The 22,033-nt window shown below is 65.1% G+C and carries 20 protein-coding genes; 11 read left to right on the top strand and 9 right to left on the bottom strand.

The window, feature by feature from the left end:
* The first annotated feature begins 140 nt into the window (after positions 1–140).
* Positions 141–1,811 (top strand): iron ABC transporter permease, encoded by a 1,671-nt coding sequence (locus PZ895_RS00005; protein ID WP_275837067.1) that lies wholly within the window; start codon positions 141–143, stop codon positions 1,809–1,811.
* A gap of 258 nt (positions 1,812–2,069) precedes the next feature.
* Here PZ895_RS00005 and PZ895_RS00010 read toward each other — a convergent pair whose 3' ends face one another.
* A complete protein-coding gene (locus PZ895_RS00010) occupies positions 2,070–4,025 on the bottom strand; it encodes an acetoacetate--CoA ligase (protein WP_275836983.1) in 1,956 nt (651 codons plus the stop codon).
* Positions 4,026–4,224: 199 nt separating this feature from the next.
* Between PZ895_RS00010 and PZ895_RS00015 the strand changes: the two genes are divergently transcribed.
* Positions 4,225–6,096: an AsmA family protein gene (locus PZ895_RS00015; RefSeq protein ID WP_275836984.1), complete on the top strand. Its 1,872-nt coding sequence runs from the start codon at positions 4,225–4,227 to the stop codon at positions 6,094–6,096.
* Here PZ895_RS00015 and PZ895_RS00020 read toward each other — a convergent pair.
* The 6 genes from PZ895_RS00020 to PZ895_RS00045 form a co-directional block, all read right to left on the bottom strand.
* The gene (locus PZ895_RS00020) at positions 6,087–6,902 is read right to left on the bottom strand and encodes an ABC transporter permease subunit (RefSeq protein ID WP_275836985.1); all 816 of its coding nucleotides are present in this window, start codon (positions 6,900–6,902) and stop codon (positions 6,087–6,089) included. The two genes, PZ895_RS00015 and PZ895_RS00020, sit on opposite strands and share 10 nt — an antisense overlap.
* Positions 6,899–7,810 carry an ABC transporter permease subunit gene (locus PZ895_RS00025; RefSeq protein WP_275836986.1) on the bottom strand — a complete coding sequence of 304 codons (912 nt, stop codon included), beginning with the start codon at positions 7,808–7,810 and terminating at the stop codon, positions 6,899–6,901. The genes PZ895_RS00020 and PZ895_RS00025 overlap by 4 nt, the downstream gene beginning before the upstream one ends.
* A gap of 5 nt (positions 7,811–7,815) precedes the next feature.
* Entirely contained in the window at positions 7,816–8,955 is a 1,140-nt protein-coding gene (locus PZ895_RS00030; RefSeq protein ID WP_275836987.1) for an ABC transporter ATP-binding protein, read from the bottom strand.
* A gap of 53 nt (positions 8,956–9,008) precedes the next feature.
* Positions 9,009–10,109, bottom strand: coding sequence for a polyamine ABC transporter substrate-binding protein (locus PZ895_RS00035; protein WP_275836988.1), 1,101 nt, complete (start codon positions 10,107–10,109; stop codon positions 9,009–9,011).
* Between the two features lie 93 nt (positions 10,110–10,202).
* Positions 10,203–11,648 (bottom strand): glutamine synthetase family protein, encoded by a 1,446-nt coding sequence (locus tag PZ895_RS00040; protein ID WP_345803510.1) that lies wholly within the window; start codon positions 11,646–11,648, stop codon positions 10,203–10,205.
* An 81-nt stretch (positions 11,649–11,729) separates the two neighbouring features.
* Entirely contained in the window at positions 11,730–12,677 is a 948-nt protein-coding gene (locus tag PZ895_RS00045) for a DMT family transporter (protein ID WP_275836989.1), read from the bottom strand.
* A 100-nt stretch (positions 12,678–12,777) separates the two neighbouring features.
* On the opposite strand from PZ895_RS00045, the gene PZ895_RS00050 reads away from it, so the two are divergent.
* Together PZ895_RS00050 and PZ895_RS00055 are read left to right on the top strand one after the other, a co-directional pair.
* Complete coding sequence (locus PZ895_RS00050; RefSeq protein WP_275836990.1) at positions 12,778–13,365, top strand: ferric reductase-like transmembrane domain-containing protein; 588 nt, start codon at positions 12,778–12,780, stop codon at positions 13,363–13,365.
* Positions 13,362–14,339 (top strand): NADPH:quinone reductase, encoded by a 978-nt coding sequence (locus tag PZ895_RS00055; RefSeq protein WP_275836991.1) that lies wholly within the window; start codon positions 13,362–13,364, stop codon positions 14,337–14,339. Before PZ895_RS00050 ends, PZ895_RS00055 begins: the two co-directional genes overlap by 4 nt.
* Before the next feature lie 72 nt (positions 14,340–14,411).
* On the opposite strand, the gene PZ895_RS00060 is transcribed toward PZ895_RS00055, so the two are convergent.
* A complete protein-coding gene (locus PZ895_RS00060) occupies positions 14,412–15,845 on the bottom strand; it encodes a helix-turn-helix domain-containing protein (RefSeq protein ID WP_275836992.1) in 1,434 nt (477 codons plus the stop codon).
* A gap of 198 nt (positions 15,846–16,043) precedes the next feature.
* Between PZ895_RS00060 and aceA the strand changes: the two genes are divergently transcribed.
* The 7 genes from aceA (at position 16,044) to PZ895_RS00095 (ending at position 21,648) form a co-directional block, all read left to right on the top strand.
* Positions 16,044–17,333: an isocitrate lyase gene (gene aceA / locus PZ895_RS00065; RefSeq protein WP_275836993.1), complete on the top strand. Its 1,290-nt coding sequence runs from the start codon at positions 16,044–16,046 to the stop codon at positions 17,331–17,333.
* A 57-nt stretch (positions 17,334–17,390) separates the two neighbouring features.
* Complete coding sequence (locus PZ895_RS00070; protein ID WP_024588397.1) at positions 17,391–17,627, top strand: hypothetical protein; 237 nt, start codon at positions 17,391–17,393, stop codon at positions 17,625–17,627.
* Between the two features lie 252 nt (positions 17,628–17,879).
* Positions 17,880–18,290, top strand: coding sequence for a response regulator (locus PZ895_RS00075; RefSeq protein ID WP_275836994.1), 411 nt, complete (start codon positions 17,880–17,882; stop codon positions 18,288–18,290).
* 66 nt (positions 18,291–18,356) lie between these two features.
* Positions 18,357–19,790, top strand: a complete 1,434-nt coding sequence (locus tag PZ895_RS00080; protein WP_275836995.1) for a glutamine synthetase family protein — start codon at positions 18,357–18,359, stop codon at positions 19,788–19,790.
* A 44-nt stretch (positions 19,791–19,834) separates the two neighbouring features.
* Complete coding sequence (locus PZ895_RS00085; RefSeq protein ID WP_275836996.1) at positions 19,835–20,071, top strand: transcriptional regulator; 237 nt, start codon at positions 19,835–19,837, stop codon at positions 20,069–20,071.
* Between the two features lie 10 nt (positions 20,072–20,081).
* A complete protein-coding gene (locus PZ895_RS00090; RefSeq protein ID WP_275836997.1) occupies positions 20,082–20,354 on the top strand; it encodes a type II toxin-antitoxin system RelE/ParE family toxin in 273 nt (90 codons plus the stop codon).
* On the top strand, positions 20,347–21,648 hold the full coding sequence (locus PZ895_RS00095; protein ID WP_275836998.1) for an FAD-binding oxidoreductase: 1,302 nt from the start codon (positions 20,347–20,349) through the stop codon (positions 21,646–21,648). Before PZ895_RS00090 ends, PZ895_RS00095 begins: the two co-directional genes overlap by 8 nt.
* A gap of 54 nt (positions 21,649–21,702) precedes the next feature.
* Here PZ895_RS00095 and PZ895_RS00100 read toward each other — a convergent pair whose 3' ends face one another.
* The gene (locus PZ895_RS00100; RefSeq protein WP_275836999.1) at positions 21,703–21,957 is read right to left on the bottom strand and encodes a hypothetical protein; all 255 of its coding nucleotides are present in this window, start codon (positions 21,955–21,957) and stop codon (positions 21,703–21,705) included.
* Positions 21,958–22,033: the final 76 nt, after the last annotated feature.

Here is a 22,033-nt window from a genome sequence, read left to right on the forward strand (position 1 = left end):
GGGCTCGACGACGGTCCGAGCAGCTAAGCTCAAACGCTAGACGCTGGCATCGGGCCGGTCCGCTATCGGACCGGCCCTTGCCGTTTTCGCCGGACGAGCAGATCGTGACCGACCAGCTTCTGATCGACAGGACCGCCACCATTTCCCCGCCCGCGCCGCGCGCGCGGCGACAGCGGCATCCGCTGGCGATCGGCTTGAGCGCCGTCGTGGCGGCAGTCGTCCTCCTGCCGGTCCTGACGCTTGCCGGCATCGCGCTTTCGGGAACCGGCGAGGACTGGCCGCATCTGGTCAATTTCGTGCTGCCGCGCGCGGCCACTACGACGCTGTGGCTGATGGCGCTGGTGGCGATCGGCACCGCCACGATCGGCGTGACGACGGCCTGGCTCGTCGTCGCCTATGATTTTCCGCTGCGGCGGATGCTGGCCTGGGCGCTCGTGCTGCCGCTTGCCGTGCCCCCCTATCTCGCCGCCTACGCGTTCGGCGAGTTCTTCCACTTCACCGGGCCGGTGCAGACGGCGATCCGAGACATCTTCGGGTTCCAGACCACGCGCGACTACTGGTTTCCCGACATCCGCTCGACGACGGGCGCGGCGATCGTGCTGTCGGCCGTGCTCTTTCCCTATGTGTATCTGACGACCCGCGTCGTGTTCATCATGCAGGGGCGCAACATCGCCGACGTGGCGCGCACGCTCGGCGCGCGGCCGGGCAAGGTGTTTCGCAAGGTCCTGCTGCCGATCTCGCGGCCGGCGATCGCGGCCGGCGTGGCGCTCGTCCTGATGGAGACGCTGAACGACATCGGCGCGTCGGAATATCTGGGCGTGCGCACGCTGACGCTGTCGGTGTTCTCGACCTGGCTGAACCGGGGGAGCCTGGAAGGCGCGGCGCAGATCGCGATGATCATGCTCGTCATCGTCTTCGCGCTCCTGATGGCCGAGCAATGGGCGCGGCGACGCCAGCGCTACCATGCGATGCGCGCAACGCAGATGAAGGCCAAGCCGCCGCGTGTCGCTCTTGGCGGCGGCAAGGCCGTTCTGGCGACGCTTGCCGCCGGCCTGCCGGTCGTCGCCGGCTTCGGCATTCCGCTTTACGTCTTTGCCGACTACGCCTCGCGCCGGATGCAGCAGTTCGCCGATCCGGCCCTTTTCCACGCGCTGACCAATTCCATCGTGACGGCGACCGCGACGGCGGTCGTCACCATCGTGATCGCGCTGGTGCTGATCCAGGCGGCGCGACTGGCGCGCTCGCGTCTGGTGACCGGGCTGACGCGCTTCGCGATGGTCGGCTATGCGCTGCCGGGAACGGTAATGGGGCTCGGGCTTCTGTTCGCGCTCGCCCGCTTCGACAATGCGCTCGACGCGGTGATGCGCGATGCGTTCGGCATCTCGACCGGGCTGCTGCTGACCGGCTCGGCCACCGCCGTCGTGCTGGTCTGCTCGATCCGGTTTCTCGCGCTCGCCGAAGGGTCGATCCGGTCGGGGCTGGAAAAGCTGCCGCCCAATATCGACGAGGCGGCCCGCAGCCTCGGGCGCACGCCCGGCCAGAGCGCGCGCGCCGTCATCCTGCCGCTGCTCGGCCCCGCCATATTGACGGCGGCGGTGCTGGTCTTCGTCGACACGATCAAGGAATTGTCGGCAACGATCCTCTTGCGCCCGTTCGGCTTCAACACACTGGCGACGCATGTCTACGAGAACGCCTCGCGCGGGCGGCCGGAGGACGGTGCGGTGGCGGCGCTCTTGATCATCGTGACATCGCTGATCCCGGTGGTGCTGTTGTCACGCGCGCTGGCACGGGATCGCGAAGCGATGATGTGATGGTGGGGGTCGCACTTCGGAAAAACCGCAGACTTGCAGATAAAAAAAGCGCCCCGAGAAGGGGCGCTACGGAATTTGTGTCACACAGGGACTTGAAGCGGAGGAGCGCAGCCAACCGGGTGCGTCTTTTGTCTCAAGTTGCACCCACAATGGCCCGGCAATCCTTAACGAAACCTTGCCGGGATACCGAAATTTTTACCGAATGCTAGGGACGTTGCAGATGCGGTAAATTTTGCCGCAAGGACTTGTTAACCACCATCAGGAGCGCAGGGCGGGAAGGTCGCGGAAGAATTCCAGCGCTTCGGGATTGGCAAGCGCTTCCTGGTTCTTGACCACGCGGCCATGGACAATATCGCGCACGGCGAGTTCGGTGATCTTGCCGGACTTGGTGCGTGGAATGTCGGCGACTTCGACGATGCGCGCCGGGACGTGGCGGGGGCTGGCGCCGGTGCGGATCTGCGTGCGGATCTTCTTTTCCAGCCCCTCGTCGAGTTTGGCGCCCCCGGCGAGCCGGACGAAGAGCACGACGCGCACGTCGTCGTCCCAGGACTGGCCGATGCAGATGGCCTCGGCGATCTCCGGCAATTGCTCGACCTGGTTGTAGATCTCGGCCGTGCCGATGCGCACACCGCCCGGATTGAGCGTCGCGTCCGAGCGGCCATGGATGACGATGCCGCCATGCGCCGTCCATTCGGCGAAATCGCCATGGCACCAGACATTGTCGAACCGCTCGAAATAGGCGGATTTGTATTTCGCGCCGTCGGGATCGTTCCAGAACATGATCGGCATGGCCGGGAACGGCCTTGTGCAGACGAGTTCGCCCTTTTCGCCAACAACCGATTTGCCGTCGTCGTCCCAGACATCGACGGCCATGCCGAGGCCCGGCCCCTGGATCTCGCCGATCCAGACGGGCTTGGTGGGCACGCCGAGGACGAAGCAGGAGACGATGTCGGTGCCGCCGGAGATGGAGGCGAGGTGGACGTCTTCGTTGACGCTTTCATAGACAAAGCGGAAGCTTTCGGGCGCGAGCGGCGAGCCGGTCGAGGCGATGGTGCGCACGGAGGAAAGGTCGTGCGTCGCCTTCGGCTCTAGGCCGGCCTTCTTCACCGCGTCGATGAACTTCGCCGAGGTGCCGAAGAAATTCATCTTCTCGGCCTGGGCGAAATCGAAGATGACGTTGCCGTCGGGGTAAAAGGGCGAGCCGTCATAGAGCAGGAGCGTTGCGCCGGATGCCAGGCCCGAGACGAGCCAGTTCCACATCATCCAGCCGCAGGTAGTGAAGTAGAAGAAGCGGTCGCCCTCGCCTATGCCAGCGTGAAGGCGCTGTTCCTTGACGTGCTGGAGCAGCGTGCCGCCGGCCGAGTGGACGATGCATTTCGGGATGCCCGTCGTTCCCGAGGAGAACAGGATGTAGAGCGGGTGCGCGAAGGGAAGACGGGTGAACGCGACCTCCTTCGGTGCGATGCCGGAAATCGCGTCCGACAGGGTTTCGGCACGGTCGATTTTCGCGGCGGCCGATTTCGCGTTGCCGAGATAGTCGACGATGAAGGCGCGGGTGGCGCTCGGCAGCCTGGCGACGACGGCGGCGACCTTGTCCGACACGTCGAGCGCCTTGCCGTTATAGTGATAGCCGTCGACGGTGATGAAGAGCTTCGGCTCGATCTGGCCGAAGCGGTCGAGCACGCCCTGTTCGCCGAAATCGGGCGAGCAAGACGACCAGATGGCACCGATGGAGGCGGTCGCGAGCATGGCCGCGATCGTCTCGGGCATGTTGGGCATCATCGCCGCGACGCGGTCGCCCACACCGACGCCATGCGCCCGGAAAAGCTGCTGGAGTTGCGAGACGAGCGCGTGAAGCTCGTCCCACGACATGCGGCGCGCGACTTTGTTCTCGCCGCGAAAGACGAGCGCATCGTCCGCGCCGCGCTTCGACAGGAGGTTTTCGGCGAAGTTCAGCTTCGCATCGGGGAAGAAGCGGGCGCCGGGCATCCGGTCGCCGTCCGCGAGCACGCGCGTGCCCTTCTCGCCCTTGACGCCGCAGAAATCCCAGACGAGGCTCCAGAATGCTTCCCGGTCCTCGACCGACCAGGCGTGAAGCGCGTCGTAACCGTCGAGTTCACGGCCGGCAACGGCCGCCTCGCGCGCAAAGGCGGTGATCGGCGCGGCCTCGATGTCCTGCGGCTTCGGGGTCCAGAGCGGCGCGGTTTCGGTCATGCGGGTCCTCCCAGAAATGTCGCGCTCTTGAAGCACGGAGCGGCCTTGGCTGACAAGCCACGCGCGGCATCGTAGAAATACGTTGGCAACGGCCCTTCCAAGGCCACAAATGCTTGAAAAGGCACATTCGCATCGATTAAACCGGAACCGGGGATCGATCGGCGCACAGCCGATCCGGTCGGCCAGTCCGCGAGGTTGAATGCAGGGACAGGTCGTCAGACGAACGATCATCGGGCTCGCCGCCCTCATCGTCGCGGGCGTCGGGCTAGTTCTCGCGCTGCCGTGGATCGCCTCGACGCAGCTCGTGCGCGACCGGATCGCCTACGAGCTTTCGGCCTGGAGCGGCTATCGCGTCCAACTCAGCCAGGCGCCGCGCATCGACGTGTGGCCGACCTTTTCCGCCCATCTTTCCAATGTCGCGCTCTACGAATGGGGCGGGCATGACAGCCGCCCGGTGCTCGAAGCCGAGCGTGTCGACATCGACCTGTCGGCCCTGGCCGCACTGCGCGGCGACGTCGTGTTTTCAAAGCTTGCGCTCGAACATCCGCTTTTGCGCCTGACGAAGGCGACGCCCGTCTTCGACCTGCCGCCCCTGCCCGGCGGCGGACGCATGAGCCGCGCGATCGATACGGCCAGCCAGGTCGTCAGCGCCAATGCCGTGGATCCCGACCTGTCCGGCCTGCCGCGAGATGCGTTCGGGCAGGTGACCTTCAATGACGGGCGCATCGCGGTGGTCGAAGAAGGCGAGGACCAGGTGATCCTGTCGGGTCTGACAGGTCAGATCGGCTGGCCGGCGCTCGACCGGCCGGCGACGCTGACGGCGAACGGCGTGTGGCGCAGCGAGGCGATCCGCGTCGAGGCATCGAGCGCGCAGCCGCTGCTGCTTCTGGCCGGCGGAACCTCGCCGGTGCGCCTTTCGCTCGACGCCGCGCCCGCCAAGCTGCGCTTCGATGGCGCGGCGAACCTTTCGGCCAATTCCTTCTTCGACGGACAGGCGAGCTTCGAGACGCCTTCGCTTCGCCGCGCGCTCGAATGGTCGCGCACCGACATCGCCGCCGGCCAGACCATCGGCGCGGCGAAGCTTTCGGGCCGGATCACCGGCAGCGCGGAGCGGCTCCAGATCGAGGAAGCGGCGCTCGACCTTGCCGGAAGCCCCGGCACCGGCGTCCTCGAACTTTCGACCGGCGGAGCGACGCCAACCATCGCCGGCTCGATCGCCTTCGACCAGTTAAATCTCGGCACCTTCCTTGCCGCCTTCACGCCCCAGATCGACAAGGTCGACGAAGCCGCCGACCTGATCTACGAAACCGCCGCACGGCAGCTCAATCTCGACCTGCGACTGTCGGCCCGCCAGGCGCAGCTCGGCGATTTCGCACTGGCAGGACTGGCTGCGACCGCGCAACTGAAAAACGGAAACGCCGCCTTCGACATTTCGGACGCCTCGGCCTTCGGCGGCACGATCCAGGCGGGCATCCGCATCGAGCCGGCCGGCCGGGCCAATGAGGTCGAGTTGCGGTTCCTCGCAAGCGAGATCGATGTCGGCGCGATGACGCTTCAGGCCGGCGCCAAGCGCTTCGTGCCGCAGACGCGCGGAAACCTCTCCGCCATCCTGCGCGGCAAGGGCAATGACTGGAACACGGTCATCTCGACATCGGAAGGAACCCTCACGGCCAATTTCGGGCCGGGCGACATCGTTGGCATCGACGTCAACGCCTTTCTCGCGCGCGCGGCGGAGGGCCGGCTGTTCCCGCTGTCGGAGGTGGCCGAAGGAGCGATGCCGATCCGCGGCCTTCAGTTCAGCGCCGCCGTCGGCCGTGGTCTCGCGCGGATCGACACGGGATCGATCCTGCTGGAGGGACGGCGCGCCGGACTCAACGGGATCGTGCCGCTCGCCGGCCGGGCGCTCGCACTCTCGGGCGACATCGCACCCGTCGACGGACAGGGCCAGGTGACGGGGGAGGCGGTGAAATTCTTCGTCGGCGGCGGCTGGGACGAGCCGTTCATCTCGCCGATGATCGTCAACGAGGCAGAAACGCCGCCCGAGGACGCCGGGGCCGACACTCAACCCTGAGCGGCGACCTGCTCGTCGCGGCGGCGCTGCACGTCGCGGCGCTTGTTGACCAGCGAGGCGATGATGACGCCGACGCCCACCACGCCGATCAGGATCGTGGAGACGGCGTTGATCTCCGGCGTCACACCCAGCCGGACCTGGCTGTAGATGCGCATCGGCAAGGTCGTCGCGCCGGGACCGGAGGTGAAGCTGGCGATCACCAGATCGTCCAGGGACAGGGTGAAGGCCAGCATCCAGCCTGCGACGATGGCCGGCAGGATGACGGGCAGCGTGACGGAAAAGAAGGTGCGCGCCGGGGTCGCGCCGAGATCCTGGGCGGCTTCTTCCAGCGAGCGGTCGAAGGAGAGGAGCCGCGACTGCACCACCACAGCGACGAAGCACATCGAAAAGGTGATGTGCGCGAGCGTGATGGTCATGAAGCCTCGCTCCAGCCCGATGGCGACGAAGAGCAACAACAGCGACAGGCCGGTGATGACTTCGGGCATCACCAGCGGCGCGAAGACCATGCCGGTGAAGAGGATGCGGCCGTGGAAGCGCGTGTAGCGCGTCAGCGCGATGGCCGCAAGCGTGCCGAGCACCGTCGCGACCGAGGCCGACAGGAAGGCGACGCGGAAGGTGACCCAGGCGGCGTCGATGAGTTGCTGGTTCTGGAAGAGCGAGACGTACCAGCGCGTGGAGAACCCGCCCCAGACGGTGACGAGCCGCGACGCGTTGAACGAATAGATGACCAGAAGAAGGATCGGGATGTAGAGGAAAGCGAATCCGAACACCAGCGAGACGATGTTGAAGCGCGACAGACGGTTCATCGGTCGCGCTCCTGGGCCTTGGCCTGCGCCTGCTGGAAGAACATGATCGGCACGACGAGGACGAGCAGGAGCACGATGGCGACGGCGGAGGCGACCGGCCAGTCGCGATTGGCGAAGAACTCGTTCCACAAGGTCTTGCCGATCATCAAGGTCTGCGAGCCGCCGAGAAGGTCCGGGATGACGAACTCGCCGACCGCCGGGATGAAGACCAGCATACAGCCGGCGACGATGCCCGGCACGGAAAGCGGCACGGTGATCTTCCAGAAGGCGCCGGCCGGCGTCGAGCCGAGGTCCTGCGCCGCCTCGATCAGCGAGAAATCCATCTTCTCGAGCGTCGCATAGAGCGGCAGGACCATGAAGGGCAGGTAGGAATAGACGATGCCGATATAGATCGCGGCATAGGTTCCGGTGATGATCAGCGGCGCGTCGATGATTCCGAGCCAGAGCAGAAACTGGTTGAGCAGTCCTTCCGGCTTCAGGATGCCGATCCAGGCATAGACGCGGATCAGGAACGAGGTCCAGAAGGGCAGGATGACCAGCATCAGGAGCAGCGGGCGCAGGCTGTCGGGCGCGCGCGCCATGGCGTAGGCCATGGGATAGCCGATCAGGAGCGCGAGGAAGGTGGAGACGGCAGCGATGCCGACGCTGGTCAGATAGGCGTTGAAGTAGAGCGCATCGTCCCGGAGCCAGAGATAGTTTTCGAAGGAAAGCTCGGAAAGGGATTCGGTGAAGGCTGCCCAGCCTTCGGAAAGATCGAAGGTGGGGGTGTAGGGCGGCATCGAGATCGCCGTGAAGGACAGCGAGATCTTGAAGACGATCAGGAACGGGACGAGGAAGAAGACCAGCAGCCAGAGGTAGGGAACGATGATGGCGGCGCGGGAGGCGATCGCGGCGGCGAGGCGGTTCATGGGGCTTACCGCGTCAACACGACGCCGGCGTCGGCCGGGAAGGTGAGCCAGGCGCGGTCGTTCCAGGTGATCGGGTCGTGCGTGGTGCGCTGGCTGTTGAGTTCGCTGGAGCGCACGACCTGGCCGCCCGCGAGCTTGACGTTGTAGACGGTCATGTCGCCGAGATAGCCGATGTCCCAGACCTCGCCCTCGATCGCATTGAGCGCGGGGTTGTCCGGCTTTTGCGACGAGATGCGGATCTTTTCGGGGCGCACGGCGTACCAGACCGTGCCCTCGCCCGCAGCACTGGAATCATCGGCGCGGATGGTAATGCCGTCGGGGGTAGCGATCTCGACGCCGCCATCCGCGCGGCCCGCGATCCTGCCCTCGAAGATGTTCACGGAACCGACGAAATCGGCGACGAAGCGGGAGGCCGGGGCCTCGTAGACTTCGGCGGGGGTGGCGACCTGCATCACCTCGCCCTTGTCCATGATGGCGATGCGGTCGGCCATGGTCATCGCCTCTTCCTGGTCGTGGGTGACGACCATGAAGGTGAGGCCGAGCTGCTGCTGCAAATCCATCAGCTCGAACTGGGTTTCCTCGCGCAGCTTCTTGTCGAGCGCACCGAGCGGCTCGTCGAGCAGAAGCACTTTCGGCCGCTTGGCGACGGAACGGGCGAGCGCGACGCGCTGGCGCTGGCCGCCGGAGAGCTGGTGAGGCTTGCGCCTGGCGAATTGCTCCAGCTTGACCAGCTTCAGCATCTCGGCGACGCGCTTTTCGATCTCGGCCCTGGGCATTCCGTCCTGCTTCAGGCCGAAGGCGATGTTCTTCTCCACCGTCATGTGCGGGAAGAGCGCGTAGGACTGGAACATCATGTTGACGGGGCGGCGATAGGGCGGGATGCCGGCCAGATCCTGTCCGTCGAGCAGGATGCGGCCCGAACTCGGCTCCTCGAAGCCGGCCAGCATCCGCAGGAGCGTGGACTTGCCGCAGCCCGACGCGCCGAGCAGCGCGAAGAACTCTCGCTCGTAGACATGAAGCGTCAGATTGTCGACGGCGGTGAAATCGCCGAACCGCTTGGTGACGTTCTCGAAGGCGATGAACGGTTTCGCGTTCGGATCGGCCCAGGGTGCAAAGCTGCGGCGAATGCTTCCCAGCGATTTCATGTCCGTCCCCTCGATGGAAAGGAAAGGCCCGGAAGCCCGGGCCTTTCGTGTCATTACTGGCCGGTGACGATGCGGGTCCAGCTTCGCGTCACGAGACGCTGGAAGCGGGGCTCGTAGGGCATGACCGTGAACATCTTCTCCAGCGTTTCGTCGTCCGGGTAGATCGCCGTGTCTTCGAGGATTTCGGGCTCGATGAACTCTTCGGCCGCCTTGTTGCCATTGGCGAAATAGACGTAGTTCGTCGCCCGCGCGATGACTTCCGGCTCCATGATGAAGTTCAGGAACTCATGCGCTTCCTCGACATTTTGCGCATCGGCGGGAATGGCCATCTGGTCGAACCAGAGCTGGGCGCCCTCTTCCGGCACGGAATAGGCCACTTCGACATTGTTGTCGGCCTCGGCCGCGCGGTCTGCCGCCTGGAAAACGTCGCCCGACCAGCCGACGGCAAAGCAGATGTCGCCATTGGCGAGCGCGTTGATGTATTCCGACGAGTGGAAGCGGCGGATGTGCGGGCGCACCGAGAGCATCACCTCCTCGGCGGCTTCCAGATCGGCCTGCTCGGTCGAGTTCGGATCCTTGCCGAGCCACAGAAGAACGGTCGGCAGGATGTCGGTCGGGCTGTCGAGGAAGTAGACGCCGCAATCGGCGAGCTTGGCGAGGTTTTCCGGGTCGAAGGCGATGTCCCAGCTCGTGATCTCGGACGTGCCGAGCCGCTCCTCGACCATGGCCGGATTGTAGCCGATGCCGACCGTGCCCCACATGTAATTGATCGAATAGGCGTTGCCGGGATCGTATTTTTCGGTCTGCTCCTCGACGAAATCCCACATGTTCTCGAGGTTGGGCAGCTTGGACTTGTCGAGTTCCTGGAAGACGCCGGCCTCGATCTGGCGCGACAGGAAGAGGCCCGTCGGCACGACGACATCATAGCCCGAGCCGCCGGCCAGAAGGCGCGTTTCCAGAATCTCGTTGGAATCGAACACGTCGTAGACGACGCGGATGCCGGTCTTCTCCGTGAACTCGGCAATCGACGAATCGTCGATATAGTCGGACCAGTTGTAAACGTTGACGACGCGATCCTGCGCGGCGGCGCCTCCCGCGAGAACGAGGGCGAGCACCGATGTGGCGGCTGCGAGCAGCGTGTTGCACGATTTCATTCGACTTCTCCTCTGTCGATTTTCCTGGGGCGCCGGAACACCCTGATAAACAAAACCTATTGCCGTTCTTGCAGTGCGGCAAGCGGCGATGGATCACAGATAGGTGGTGCGCTCCAGGGGCGTGATCTCGGCCCAGAAGGCGACAATCTCGGCCCGCTTCAGGTCCCGGTAGACCTTGGCGAGGAACGGCCCGAGCGCGCGGTCGGCGAAGGCGCTCTTCGCCATCAGTTGCAGCGCGTCGTCCATGTCGTCGGGCAGCATCAGCCCGTCCTCGTCATAGGCGTTGCCGTCGACCGGCGGGGGCGGCACGGCCTTGGCCTCGATGCCCTCGACCATGCCTTGGATGATGGCGGCGAGCACGAGATAGGGATTGGCGTCGGCGCCGGCGATGCGGTGCTCGACGCGGCGGTTGGTGTCGTTCGAAACCGGAATGCGTAGCGCGACCGAACGGTTGTTCTCTCCCCAGACGGCGCGCGTCGGCGCGTAGGAGCCGGGCGTGATGCGGCGAAAACCGTTCCACGTATTGATGAAGATCAGGAGCGATTCCGGCATGGTGGTGAGAAGGCCGGCGACGGCCGATTCCAGCACCTTGCGGCCGCTTGGCCCCCCGAAGACGTTCGAACCGGACGCGTCCAGCATCGAGGCGTGAACGTGCATTCCGTTGCCGGCAAATTCCAGAAAGGGCTTTGCCATGAAGGTGGCCGTCAGCCCGTGCGCGCGGGCGCAGCCCAGCACGATGCGGCGCAGCATGATGACGTCGTCCGCCGCCTTGAGCGGATCGGAGCGGTGCTTCAGATTGACCTCGAACTGGCCGGGTGCCGCCTCCTTGATGATCGTGTCGATCGGCAGGTCCTGCGCGTCCGCAGCGTCGCGGATCATGTCGAAAAGGTCGGCATGTTCGGCAAGATCGTCGAGCCCGTACATGCGCAGCCGGTCCGGCCCGGCGGTGGCGCCGACGGGACCGGGCATCCCGTCGGTCCATTCGGTCTGCGGATCGAGCAGATAGAATTCCAGTTCGAAAGCGACCACGGGGAAGAAGCCCCTGGCGTTGACCTCGGCGATCTTCCTCTTCAAGACCTGCCGCGGGTCGGCCATGTAGGGCTCGCCCTCCGGGGTGAAGGTCTGGAGCAGTACCTGCGCGGTCTTGCGCTTGGCCCAGGGCACGATCGACAAGGTGCCGCGCGTCGCACGGCAATAGCCGTCCTGATCGCCGGTCTCGATGTGGAGCCCCGTCTCGACGACCTCGCGGCCCCATACGTCGAGGCCGTGCAGCGACATCGGGAAATTGACGCCTTCCTCGAAGGCCTTCTTCAGCGCATCGCCGGGCGCCCATTTGCCGCGCATGACGCCGTTGGGGTCGACCAGCAGGAACTCGACGGCTTCGATATCAGGATGTTCCTCGATGAAGGCGCGGTATTCGCGCTCGTGATCCGCGGAGACGAATTTGGACGCTGACGTCTCCCGCTCGGGCGGGGGGGCCGGATGGTTTGTAGATGTTTCAGGATGCGTTTCGAGGATGCCCGTTGCCGTGGGTTGCAAGATAAACCTGTCTGATTGTTGACACATTTGACAGCCTGCCCGCCGCCCCGAGCGGAGTCAATGGGGGCGCGGCAGCGGCCGTCAGTTCGGCTGCTGGACGCCGGTGACGCCCGGTTTGACGGGCCGGCGCTGGCGGCGGAACTCCAGTGCGATGTGGACGAGAAGCGCGACGAAGACGACCGCACCGCCAAGAATGGTTCGCGCCGATGGAATTTCGGCATGGGCAAGCCAGACCCAGACGGGGCCGAGCAGCGTTTCGAACGTGCCGAGCAGCGCGGCGAAGGCCGCCGGGATCAGCCGCGCCCCGGTGGCGAAGAAGGCCAGGCCGAGGCCCAGATTGAGCGCGCCGAAGGCGAAGAGGAACGCCATGTCGGGCGCCGAGACCGCGAAGACCGAGGCTTGCGTCGCGGCGAAGCTGGCCGCGATGAGCGTGCCGAGGCAGGTTGCCGGCGTCATGCGGACATGGGCATAGCGGCGCGTGATGACGGTGGCGCAGGCGAAGACCAGCGCGATCAGCACCGCGAGCCCGTCGCCGATGGGCGAGACGTTTCCGGTGAGCGAATCCGACACCATGATGGCGACGCCGATGATGACGGCGGCGATGGCGCACCAGGTTGCCAGCGAGACGCGCTCACGAAAGAGGACGAAGGCGATGAGCGCGGCGATGAGCGGCACGCCGGCCTGCATCAGGAGCACGTTGGCGACGGTGGTGTAGGAGAGCGCGACGACGAAGGAGGTCGATGCGGTGGCGAAGCAGAAGCCGACCGCGACGCCAGGCAGGCCCATCTTGCGGAACAGGTCTCTGGTGCCGGCAAAGCCGTCCCGCCAGACCATGTAGCCGATGAGGAACGAAGCGGCCCAAAGCGAGCGCCAGAAGACGACCGTCCAGGAATCGGGCGCTTCGATATAGCGCGCGATGGCGCCGCCGAAGCTCCAGAACAGGGCGGAAAGGAAGACGAGCAGGAGCCCCACCCGCTCCTCGCGCGAGGAGACGGACGGAACGGCGGTGGCGGGCGCGACCTGCGACATGCTCGGTTTCCAAGAGACGCCGCAAACTGCGGCCTTGCCATGTAAATCGGCAAACCCGCAGATGGCGTGATCCAGCCAGTTCAGCTAATTGGCTCACTCGATGCTGCTCCAATCGCGCCTCTTCCTGTTCCTGGTCCTCATGCTGCCGGCGCTCGCCATGCTGGCGCCGCTGGCGCTGGGCGCGCCGTGGCGGGTGCCGATCCGCCCGACCGGCGAGGCGGCGGCGATTCTGCTCGTCCTGGCGCTGGCGATCTCGCCCTTGAAGGCGCTGTTCGCCACCACGGCGTGGACGCGCTGGCTGGTGCGGCAAAGGCGGGCGATCGGACTTGCGGCGGCCGCCTATTCGGCCATCCATATGGTCGTGCTCACGCTGTCGGTCGGAAGCTTCGCCGACATTCTCGCCGGCATGGCCTGGGCGTCGATGTGGACGGGCTGGGCGGCATTCGCCGCGCTTCTCGTCATGGCCGCGATTTCCAACGACCGGGCTTTGCGCGCGATGGGCCGAAGCTGGAAGGCGGTGCAGCGCCTCGCCTACCCGGCGGCGGTGCTGACGCTGGGGCACTGGCTGCTTCTGACGCGAGAGTGGACGAACGCCCTCATCTGGCTTGCGCCGCTTGCCCTCTTGCAATTGGCGCGGCTGGCGAAGAGTTTGCGCGCCAGGAATTCAAATGAGAGGACGAAACGATGAAGGCTGGCTGGTACGAGAAGAACGGCGAGGCGCGGGATGTGCTGGTGGTCGGCGACATGGAGACGCCGAAGCCGGCCGCCGGGGAGGTGCTCGTCCGGCTGAAAGCCTCCGGCGTCAACCCGTCCGACGTGAAGAGCCGCCGCGGCCGACCGCTGATCGCGCCGCGCATCATTCCGCATTCGGACGGCGCCGGCATCGTCGAGGCTGTCGGAGACGGCGTCGATGCGGGCCGCATCGGCGAGCGGGTCTGGACCTGGAACGGCCAGTGGAAGCGGCCGTTCGGCACGGCGGCGGAGTATATCGCGCTGCCTTCCGCGCAGGCCGTGCGGCTGCCGGGTAGCATCGATTTCGACGCAGGCGCCTGCATGGGCATTCCGGGCCTGACCGCGCTCCATGCGGTGAAGCTGCACGGCGACGTTTCGGGCAAGACGCTGCTGGTGACGGGTGCGGCGGCGGCGGTGGGGCACTACGCCGTGCAGATGGCCAAGGCCGCCGGCGCGCGCGTGATCGGCACCGCCTCGCCCGCCCGGCGCGACCATGCGCTTTCGGCCGGATGCGATGCGGTGATCGACTATCGCAGCGAGAACGTCGCGGCTCGGGTCAAGGAACTGACCGGCGGCAAGGGCGCCGACGGCATTATCGACATGGATTTTTCCTCGACCGCAGCGCTTTTGCCCGGCGGCGTGCTCGCGCAGCACGGCAAGTTCGTGTGCTACGGCTCCAACGTCGCCGGCGACGTGTCGGTGGCTTTCCCGGCGTTGCTCTGGGGGAGCCTGTCGCTTCAGTTCTTCGTCGTCTACGAACTGACGGCACAGGAGCGCGCCGCGCGGCTGCGGGAACTGGGCGAGATGCTTGAAGCGGGAATTCTGAAGCACACGATCGGTGCCACGTACGGACTCGACGAGATCGTCGCCGCGCATGAGGCGGTGGAGGCCGGCAAGGTGACGGGCAACGTGGTGTTGCGGACGGGGTGAGCAACGCTCGCAATTCGCAACGCGGAGCATGTGGTGAACCCCAGGCGCAATATCGGCGCGGTCATCGACTGATCACTGAAAATCGAACGCGCTCAGTCCCGTCACCATTTCGTCCAACCCTAAGGGGCGGGTGACGGGGGGTTCGGCGCGGGAGAGGCAGCCGGTACGCTCGCACAGGCGGCAGGCGGGGCCGACCGGGACGGCGGCGAGCGGTTGCTTGCCCGATCCGGGCTGGGCGGGGAGTGCGACCGCGTAGACGAGGTCGTCCTTGAAGCCGATGTCGCAGCCGATCAAGATCGCGGTGCGGCGCGGGCGCTCGGCGAAGGCGCCTTGCGGGCCTTCCAGCGTGCGGCAGATCGTCAGGAATTCCGCGCCGTCGGGCATCTCGACCGCCTCGACGAATATCTGCCCCGGCTGGCCGAAGGCGGCATGGACGGCGAGCTTGGGACAGGCGCCGCCGAAGCGGGCCTGCGGAAATCCTTGAGCACCGGCGCGGCGGAAGCGGTTTCCGGCATGGTCGACCTCCAGCATGAAGAAGGGCACGCCCGGCTGCGTGGCGCGGCCGAGCATGGTGAGGCGGTTCGCCGCCTGCTCGAAGGAGACGCCGAAACGCGAGCGCAGCACGTCGATGTCGTAGCGGGCGCGGACGGCTGCGGCGTGGAAAGCCTGATAGGGCATCATCAGTGCGTGGGCGGCGTAGCGGGCGAGTTCGAACCTTGCGAGGCGGCGGGCCTCGTCGGTCGACAGCTTCAGCGCCTGCACCTCGGCCGCGATGACGACGTTCATGCGGATGAGGCAGGCTTCCATCGCCACTTCGCGCAACTGGTCGAAGGGCGAAAGGCGCTCGGAAATGAAGAGGCGCTGGGAGTGGCGATCGTAGCGGCGGCGCCAGTTGGGCATGGTCGCGACCGGCAGCACCTTGACGACGATGCCGTATTCGCGGCGCAGCCATTCCTTCAGCGCCGGCAGAAGCTCCTCGCCGCCGAGCAGCTTGTTGAAAGCCTCCGCCTCGTCCTCGATCTTCGGAAAGTGGTTCGCACGGCGCTCGAGCACCTCGCGCACCTCGTCGATCGGCAGGCGGGCGGCGGAGATGGTGGCACGGCCCTCGCGCGCGAGCAGATCCGACAGGTCCGACAGGCGCTCGGCCTGCTCGCGATAGGCGCGGTAGAGCTTGACGACGGCAGCCGACGCGTTGGGCGCGCCTTCGGCGAGCTCGATCAGTTCCTGGTCGCCGGGCAGTTCGCCGGCCAGAAGCGGATCGGCGAAAGCCTCGCGAAGAGCCGTGACCGCGCCCGCCCCCTCGCCCTGCAATTCGTCCGGCTCGATCTTGAAGACGGAGGCGAGCTTGAGGATCAGTTGCACCGTCAGCGGCCGCTGGTTGCGCTCGATGAGATTCAGATAGGACGGCGAGATGCCGAGCGCCTCGGCCATCGCCGTCTGGGTCAGGCCCTTGCCGTTGCGGATGCGGCGGATGCGGGGCCCGGCGAAGATCTTCTGGTCGGCCATTGACAGCGCCTTCACAACGGATGCCGGTTGACAATTTTTACAAATTTACACGGCTTACAGGTCAAGATCAACACAGCATGACCCGATTGGAATTCAGCTTTTGCGCAATTTTCTCGTTCTCTTTCGCAGCGCAATGTAAATCCGAAACAGCACCGCAACCGAAAGGTTCGGCACCTGATTTACACAGTGGAGAAAGCCATGACCGATTTTTACAACCTCGTCCCGTCTGCCCCGGAAGGCCGCTTCGAAGGCATCGAGCGTCCCTATACCGCCGAGGACGTGAAGCGCCTGCGCGGGTCGGTCCAGATCAAGCACACACTGGCGGAGAACGGCGCCAACCGGCTGTGGAAGCTCATCCACGAGGAAGATTTCGTCAACGCGCTCGGCGCGCTCTCCGGCAACCAGGCGATGCAGATGGTCCGGGCCGGGCTGAAGGCGATCTACCTTTCCGGCTGGCAGGTCGCCGCCGACGCCAACACCGCCTCGTCAATGTATCCAGACCAGTCGCTCTACCCGGCAAACGCCGCGCCGGAGCTTGCCAAGCGCATCAACAAGACCTTGCAGCGCGCCGACCAGATCGAAACTTCGGAAGGCAACGGCCTGTCCGTCGACACCTGGTTCGCGCCGATCGTCGCCGACGCGGAAGCCGGCTTCGGCGGACCGCTCAACGCATTCGAGATCATGAAGGCGTTCATCGAGGCCGGCGCTGCGGGCGTCCATTTCGAGGATCAGCTCGCGTCGGAGAAGAAGTGCGGGCATCTGGGCGGCAAGGTCCTGATTCCGACCGCGGCTCATATTCGCAACCTCAATGCCGCGCGGCTCGCCGCCGACGTGATGGGAACGCCGACGCTGATCATCTGCCGCACGGATGCGGACGCCGCCAAGCTCCTGACCTCCGACATCGACGAGCGCGACCAGCCCTTCGTCGACCACGACAAGGGTCGCACGGTCGAAGGCTTCTATCAGGTGCGCAACGGCATCGAGCCCTGCATCGCGCGTGCCAATGCCTATGCGCCGCATTGCGACATGATCTGGATGGAGACCAGCAAGCCGGATCTGGAGCAGGCGAGGAAGTTCGCCGAAGCCGTTCACAAGGTCCATCCGGGCAAGAAGCTCGCCTACAACTGCTCGCCGTCCTTCAACTGGAAGAAAAATCTCGACGACGCGACGATCGCCAAGTTCCAGCGCGAACTCGGCGCGATGGGCTACAAGTTCCAGTTCATCACGCTCGCCGGCTTCCACCAGCTCAATTACGGCATGTTCGAACTCGCCCGCGGTTACAAGGAGCGCCAGATGGCGGCGTATTCGGAGTTGCAGGAGGCCGAGTTCGCCGCCGAGGTCAACGGCTACACGGCGACCAAGCACCAGCGCGAAGTCGGCACCGGCTATTTCGACGCCGTGTCGATGGCGATCACCGGCGGCCAGTCGTCGACCACCGCCATGCACGAATCGACCGAGCACGAACAGTTCAAGCCGGCGGCCGAGTAACAAATCGTGGGCGGCGGAAAACTGCCGCCCTTCCCTTCTCACCCAGGAGACACGGACATGACACCGAACACACGCGTCAAGGAACGGGCCGAGGAACAGTCGTCGGCCATGAATGCGGACCAGCAGGCGGTCATCCGCATGGTGGCAAACGACCTCCACCGCCTCAACCAGTCGGTGATGAAGGCGGTCGAGGCCGGCGTTTCCGTCGAACTGGTGCGCTCGGCACGCCACCATGGCGGCGAGGGAAACTGGGGCGACCTGCTCATCCCGGTCGTCGTCACCAAGGGCAATTGACGCACAAAGCGCCCATCCCGCGCGGGCCCGACCGGCCCGCGCGCATCGCATTTAAGGAAATCTTTGCCACTGACGACCTTGTAACCTGAAATTGCAGGTCCACCTGACGCAACCCGTTGACATGCATCCGCAATCGACCACTATCGACATGCCGGTTGCAACCGGCACGGGATGGTTCGAATCGGGCGGTGGCGGATGCAAGGGACTGACGGCAACAATCTTCCTCCCGAACGGCCAGGGTTCACGCCAGCCATGATGGGTCACGGACTCGATGGCACTCTGGTCCAGATCGTCAGTTCCGCCCACGTAAACGCACTCGTCGTCTCCAGGATCGTGGAGCGCTGTGGATTGAAAGCCTTCTCCACCGGCGTCAGTGACGCCTTGACCCGATATCGCGAGCGCCTTCCCGGAATGGTGATTCTCGACGGTGGGGCGACGAACCGCGAATGCGACGATCTGCTCGATGCCCTTCTGACCAGCGCCTGCGCGCTGAAAGGCCGGCCCGGCATCCTGTTTGTCGCAAGCCGGCATTTGAGCGAAGACGAAGAGGCCGAGCTTGGTCCGCCGGACGCCGTGGTGGCAAAGCCGATCATGCCCGAATCGCTTCAGCCCGCGATCCGCCATCTGGCCGGGCGCATCGCACAGGCCGCGCCGCGAAGCTGACCACCCTTCCAATCGCGGCGCTCCGGTGGCTATAATGCGGCCACTTTCAACGACTTCTGGTGATTGATGCCTGCCCCCAAAAAGCAAGACCGCGCGGCCCCCAAGGCATCGCGGACGCGCACTCCCCAATTCATGCAGAACCTTCGCGGCGTGAAGAACTGGAAAGAGGCGGGCGGCTGGCTCGAATGGCGCGGCATCGAGGACATCGAGTGCATCACCCCCGACCAGGCGGGCGTGGCGCGCGGCAAGATGATGCCGTCGAAGAAGTTCACCTCCAACACATCGCTCGCCCTGCCTTCGGCCGTCTTCATGACGACGATCTCGGGCCGCTATCCCGAAGACGGCAACGGCTTCGTCTACCCGGAAGACGATGGCGACCTGAAGCTTCTGCCGGATCTTTCGACGCTGTCGGTCGTGCCGTGGGAAAGCGACCCGACGGCGCAGGTGATCTGCGACCTCGTTCACCAGGACGGGCGGATGGTGGAATTCACGCCGCGCAACGTGCTGCGGCGCGTGGTGGAAGCCTATGAACGCAACGGGCTGAAGCCGGTCGTCGCGCCGGAAATCGAATTCTATCTCGTGCGCAAGAACCCGGACCCCGACTATCCGCTGGTGCCGCCGATCGGCCGTTCGGGCCGCGCGATCGCGGGCGGACAGGGCTATTCCATCGCCGGCGTCAACGAGTTCGACGAACTGATCGACGACATCTACCACTTCTCCGAAATCCAGGGTCTGGAGATCGACACGCTGATCCACGAGGAAGGCGCGGGCCAGCTCGAGATCAATCTGCGTCACGGTGACCCGGTGGAACTTGCCGACCAGGTGTTCCTGTTCAAGCGCACGATCCGCGAGGCGGCGCTGAAGCACGAGACCTATGCGACCTTCATGGCCAAGCCGATCCAGGGCCAGCCGGGCTCGGCGATGCACATCCACCAGTCGATCGTCGACACCAAGACGGGCCGCAACGTTTTCACCAACGAGGATGGTTCGGAGACCGACACGTTCTACAATTTCATCGGCGGATTGCAGCGACACATTCCCAATGCACTCGTCATGCTGGCGCCTTACGTCAATTCCTACCGGCGGCTGACGCAGGCGTCCGCCGCTCCGGTCAACACGCGCTGGGGCTACGACAACCGCACGACGGCGTTTCGCGTGCCGCGCTCGGATTCGGCCTCGCGGCGCGTCGAAAACCGCATCCCCTCTTCCGACGCCAACCCCTATCTGGCGCTCGCCGCCTCGCTCGCCTGCGGGCTGATCGGAATATTGCGCGAGACGAAATGCGACGCGCCGACCGGATCGAGCGTCAACGAGGACGAGATCGAGCTGCCGCGCGGGCTGCTCGAGGCGGTCGAGCTCTTCGAGGGCGACGATGATCTCCAGGGCATTTTGGGCGAGCAGTTCATCTCGACCTATGCGGCGATCAAGAAGGCCGAGTTCGAGACCTTCATGGAAGTGATCAGCCCATGGGAGCGCGAGTATCTGTTGTTGAATGTGTAGAGACGGCATGGCACGTTCGGGCATCTCATGGTGAAGATGGTTCGATGAACATCGAGGTCGATATCAAAGCCGATACGAGGCGGCGCGTGGCGGCGATCGCGAAGCGAACCGGTCTCTCCGAATCGCAGATCATCGCCGAGGCGCTGGAGCAAGGCCATTCGCTCGAATGGCAGGAGCGCTTCGCCGACAAGGTGGCCGCCGGAATCAAGGCTGCCGACAGTGGGGAATTCGCCTCCGAAGCGGATCTCGAGCGTGTGCGCAGCAAGTATCGCGACGCGTGAAGACCGTTCGATGGACCCTGCCCGCGCTTGCACACCTCGATGCCATGCAGGACTATATCGCCGAGCGAAATCCGGCGGCGGCGTCAAGCTGGTCAACGGCATTCTCGACCGGACCGGGCACCTGTCGCAAACACCGGAAATCGGACGGAACGGCAGGGTTCAGGGCACGCGTGAACTTGTCCTGCCCGATATCGGATACGTCGTCGCCTATAGATTGCGTGACGATGTGGAAATTCTGGCCGTGATGCACGGCGCGCGCGAGTGGCCCGAAGATTTTGACTGAACACACCCAGCAATACCAATCCCCCATCTCCCCCGGCATCTCCTGGTATGAGGCGACGGTGGGCGAGCGGCCGGAATATGCGCCGCTCGACGGCAGCGTGACGGCCGATGTCGCGATCGTCGGCGGCGGTTTTACCGGGCTGTCGGCGGCGGCGCATCTGGCGAAGGCGGGGACGAATGTCGTCCTGATCGACCAGCATCGCTTCGGCGACGGGGCGTCGGGCAGGAATGGCGGGCAGCTCGGGACCGGGCAGCGGGCGTGGGCCGAGGAATATGAGGAAGAACTCGGCTTCTCGCGGGCAAAGGCGCTGTTCGACCTTGCCGAAGAGGCAAAGGCGCATCTCCTGGAGTTCGCCGAGACGAACGGGATCGAGATCGACTTTCAGCCCGGCCAGATGTCGGTGGTCCACAAGAAGCGCTATTTGAAAGATTATCAGGCACATCCGGCGCTGATGGCGGAGCGGTTCGGCTATCCGCATATCACCTATATGGACGCCGACGAGACGGCGCGGCGGCTGGGCTCGACGCATTATGTCGGCGGCATCCGCGACACCGGGACGGGGCACATTCATCCGCTGAAGCTCGTCGTCGGCACGGCCCGCGTGGCGGCTGCGGCGGGCGCGAAGCTGCACGAAAACACGCCGGCGACGAAGATCGAGAGCGGCGGCGGCAAGGTTGCGATCACCACGCCGCGCGGCACGATCACGGCCGCGAAGGCGCTGATCGCCGTCAACGCCTATGGCGGGAATCTGGAAGAAAAGAGCGCGGCGCATATCATGCCGATCGGCTCGTTCATCGGCGCCACCGTGCCGCTCGGCGACGACAGTCCGGTGCTGCCGGGCGGCGAGAGCGTCGACGATTCGCGCTTCGTCGTGCGCTATTTCCGCAAATCGGTGGACGGGCGGCTCCTGTTCGGCGGACGCGAAATCTATTCGACGGGCGATCCGAAGGGCATTGCGGACCACATCCGGCGCCAGATCGCCGAGGTCTATCCGTCGCTGAAGGATGTCGAGATCACCCATCAATGGGGCGGCTATGTCGGCATCACCATGCCGCGCAAGCCCTATGTCCGCGAGGTCATGCCGAACGTGATCTCGGCCGGCGGATATTCGGGCCATGGCGTCATGCTGTCGAACTTCATGGGCAAACTCTATGCCGAGACGGTGGCGGGCAATCGCGACCGGCTGAAGCTGTTCGAAGAGCTGAAGATCCCGGCATTTCCGGGCGGACGGGCATTGCGGGCGCCGCTGATGTTCCTGGCGCTCAACTGGTATGCCTTGAGGGACCGCCTTTGAATGCAAAGCCGCCCGGCGAGCGGGCGGCTTTTGTGGTGTGCGCAGACGGAGGGCTTAGCGGCCGCTCTTGTCCTCGAAGATCATCTCGCTGCGGGCTTCCGGCGCGGCCCAGGCGGCTTCCTCGGCAATCGAGGCGGTCGTCATCGTGTCGCGGGTGCCGAAGGTGAACGGACCCTGATATTCGGTGTTGTAGTCGAACTGGCTTTGAACGCTGGCGTCGTAATTGCCGACATTGACAGGACCCTGCTGCATGGCGAATGCCGAGCCGGAGACGAGGATGGCGGCGGTGGCGATCAGAACGGTTTTCATGACGTATTCCCTTCGTTTTCTCTGTTTCAAATTCGGGCTGGGTTTCTGCCCCAGTCGCAAATAGTCACGAAGGTTT

It is taken from the genome of Mesorhizobium sp. YIM 152430 (assembly GCF_029210365.1).
Taxonomy (GTDB): Bacteria; Pseudomonadota; Alphaproteobacteria; order Rhizobiales; family Rhizobiaceae; genus Aliihoeflea.

Coding starts and splice junctions, on each gene's coding strand:
- PZ895_RS00035 (WP_275836988.1), bottom strand. CDS start 10,109: ATGAAATCGTGCAACACGCTGCTCGCAGCCGCCACATCGGTGCTCGCC.
- PZ895_RS00090 (WP_275836997.1), top strand. CDS start 20,082: ATGGACCCTGCCCGCGCTTGCACACCTCGATGCCATGCAGGACTATAT.
- PZ895_RS00055 (WP_275836991.1), top strand. CDS start 13,362: ATGAAGGCTGGCTGGTACGAGAAGAACGGCGAGGCGCGGGATGTGCTG.
- PZ895_RS00025 (WP_275836986.1), bottom strand. CDS start 7,810: ATGAACCGCCTCGCCGCCGCGATCGCCTCCCGCGCCGCCATCATCGTT.
- PZ895_RS00050 (WP_275836990.1), top strand. CDS start 12,778: ATGCTGCTCCAATCGCGCCTCTTCCTGTTCCTGGTCCTCATGCTGCCG.
- PZ895_RS00080 (WP_275836995.1), top strand. CDS start 18,357: ATGCCTGCCCCCAAAAAGCAAGACCGCGCGGCCCCCAAGGCATCGCGG.
- PZ895_RS00100 (WP_275836999.1), bottom strand. CDS start 21,957: ATGAAAACCGTTCTGATCGCCACCGCCGCCATCCTCGTCTCCGGCTCG.
- PZ895_RS00075 (WP_275836994.1), top strand. CDS start 17,880: ATGATGGGTCACGGACTCGATGGCACTCTGGTCCAGATCGTCAGTTCC.
- PZ895_RS00060 (WP_275836992.1), bottom strand. CDS start 15,845: ATGGCCGACCAGAAGATCTTCGCCGGGCCCCGCATCCGCCGCATCCGC.
- PZ895_RS00010 (WP_275836983.1), bottom strand. CDS start 4,025: ATGACCGAAACCGCGCCGCTCTGGACCCCGAAGCCGCAGGACATCGAG.
- PZ895_RS00020 (WP_275836985.1), bottom strand. CDS start 6,902: ATGAACCGTCTGTCGCGCTTCAACATCGTCTCGCTGGTGTTCGGATTC.
- PZ895_RS00070 (WP_024588397.1), top strand. CDS start 17,391: ATGACACCGAACACACGCGTCAAGGAACGGGCCGAGGAACAGTCGTCG.
- PZ895_RS00045 (WP_275836989.1), bottom strand. CDS start 12,677: ATGTCGCAGGTCGCGCCCGCCACCGCCGTTCCGTCCGTCTCCTCGCGC.
- PZ895_RS00030 (WP_275836987.1), bottom strand. CDS start 8,955: ATGAAATCGCTGGGAAGCATTCGCCGCAGCTTTGCACCCTGGGCCGAT.
- PZ895_RS00085 (WP_275836996.1), top strand. CDS start 19,835: ATGAACATCGAGGTCGATATCAAAGCCGATACGAGGCGGCGCGTGGCG.
- aceA (WP_275836993.1), top strand. CDS start 16,044: ATGACCGATTTTTACAACCTCGTCCCGTCTGCCCCGGAAGGCCGCTTC.
- PZ895_RS00015 (WP_275836984.1), top strand. CDS start 4,225: ATGCAGGGACAGGTCGTCAGACGAACGATCATCGGGCTCGCCGCCCTC.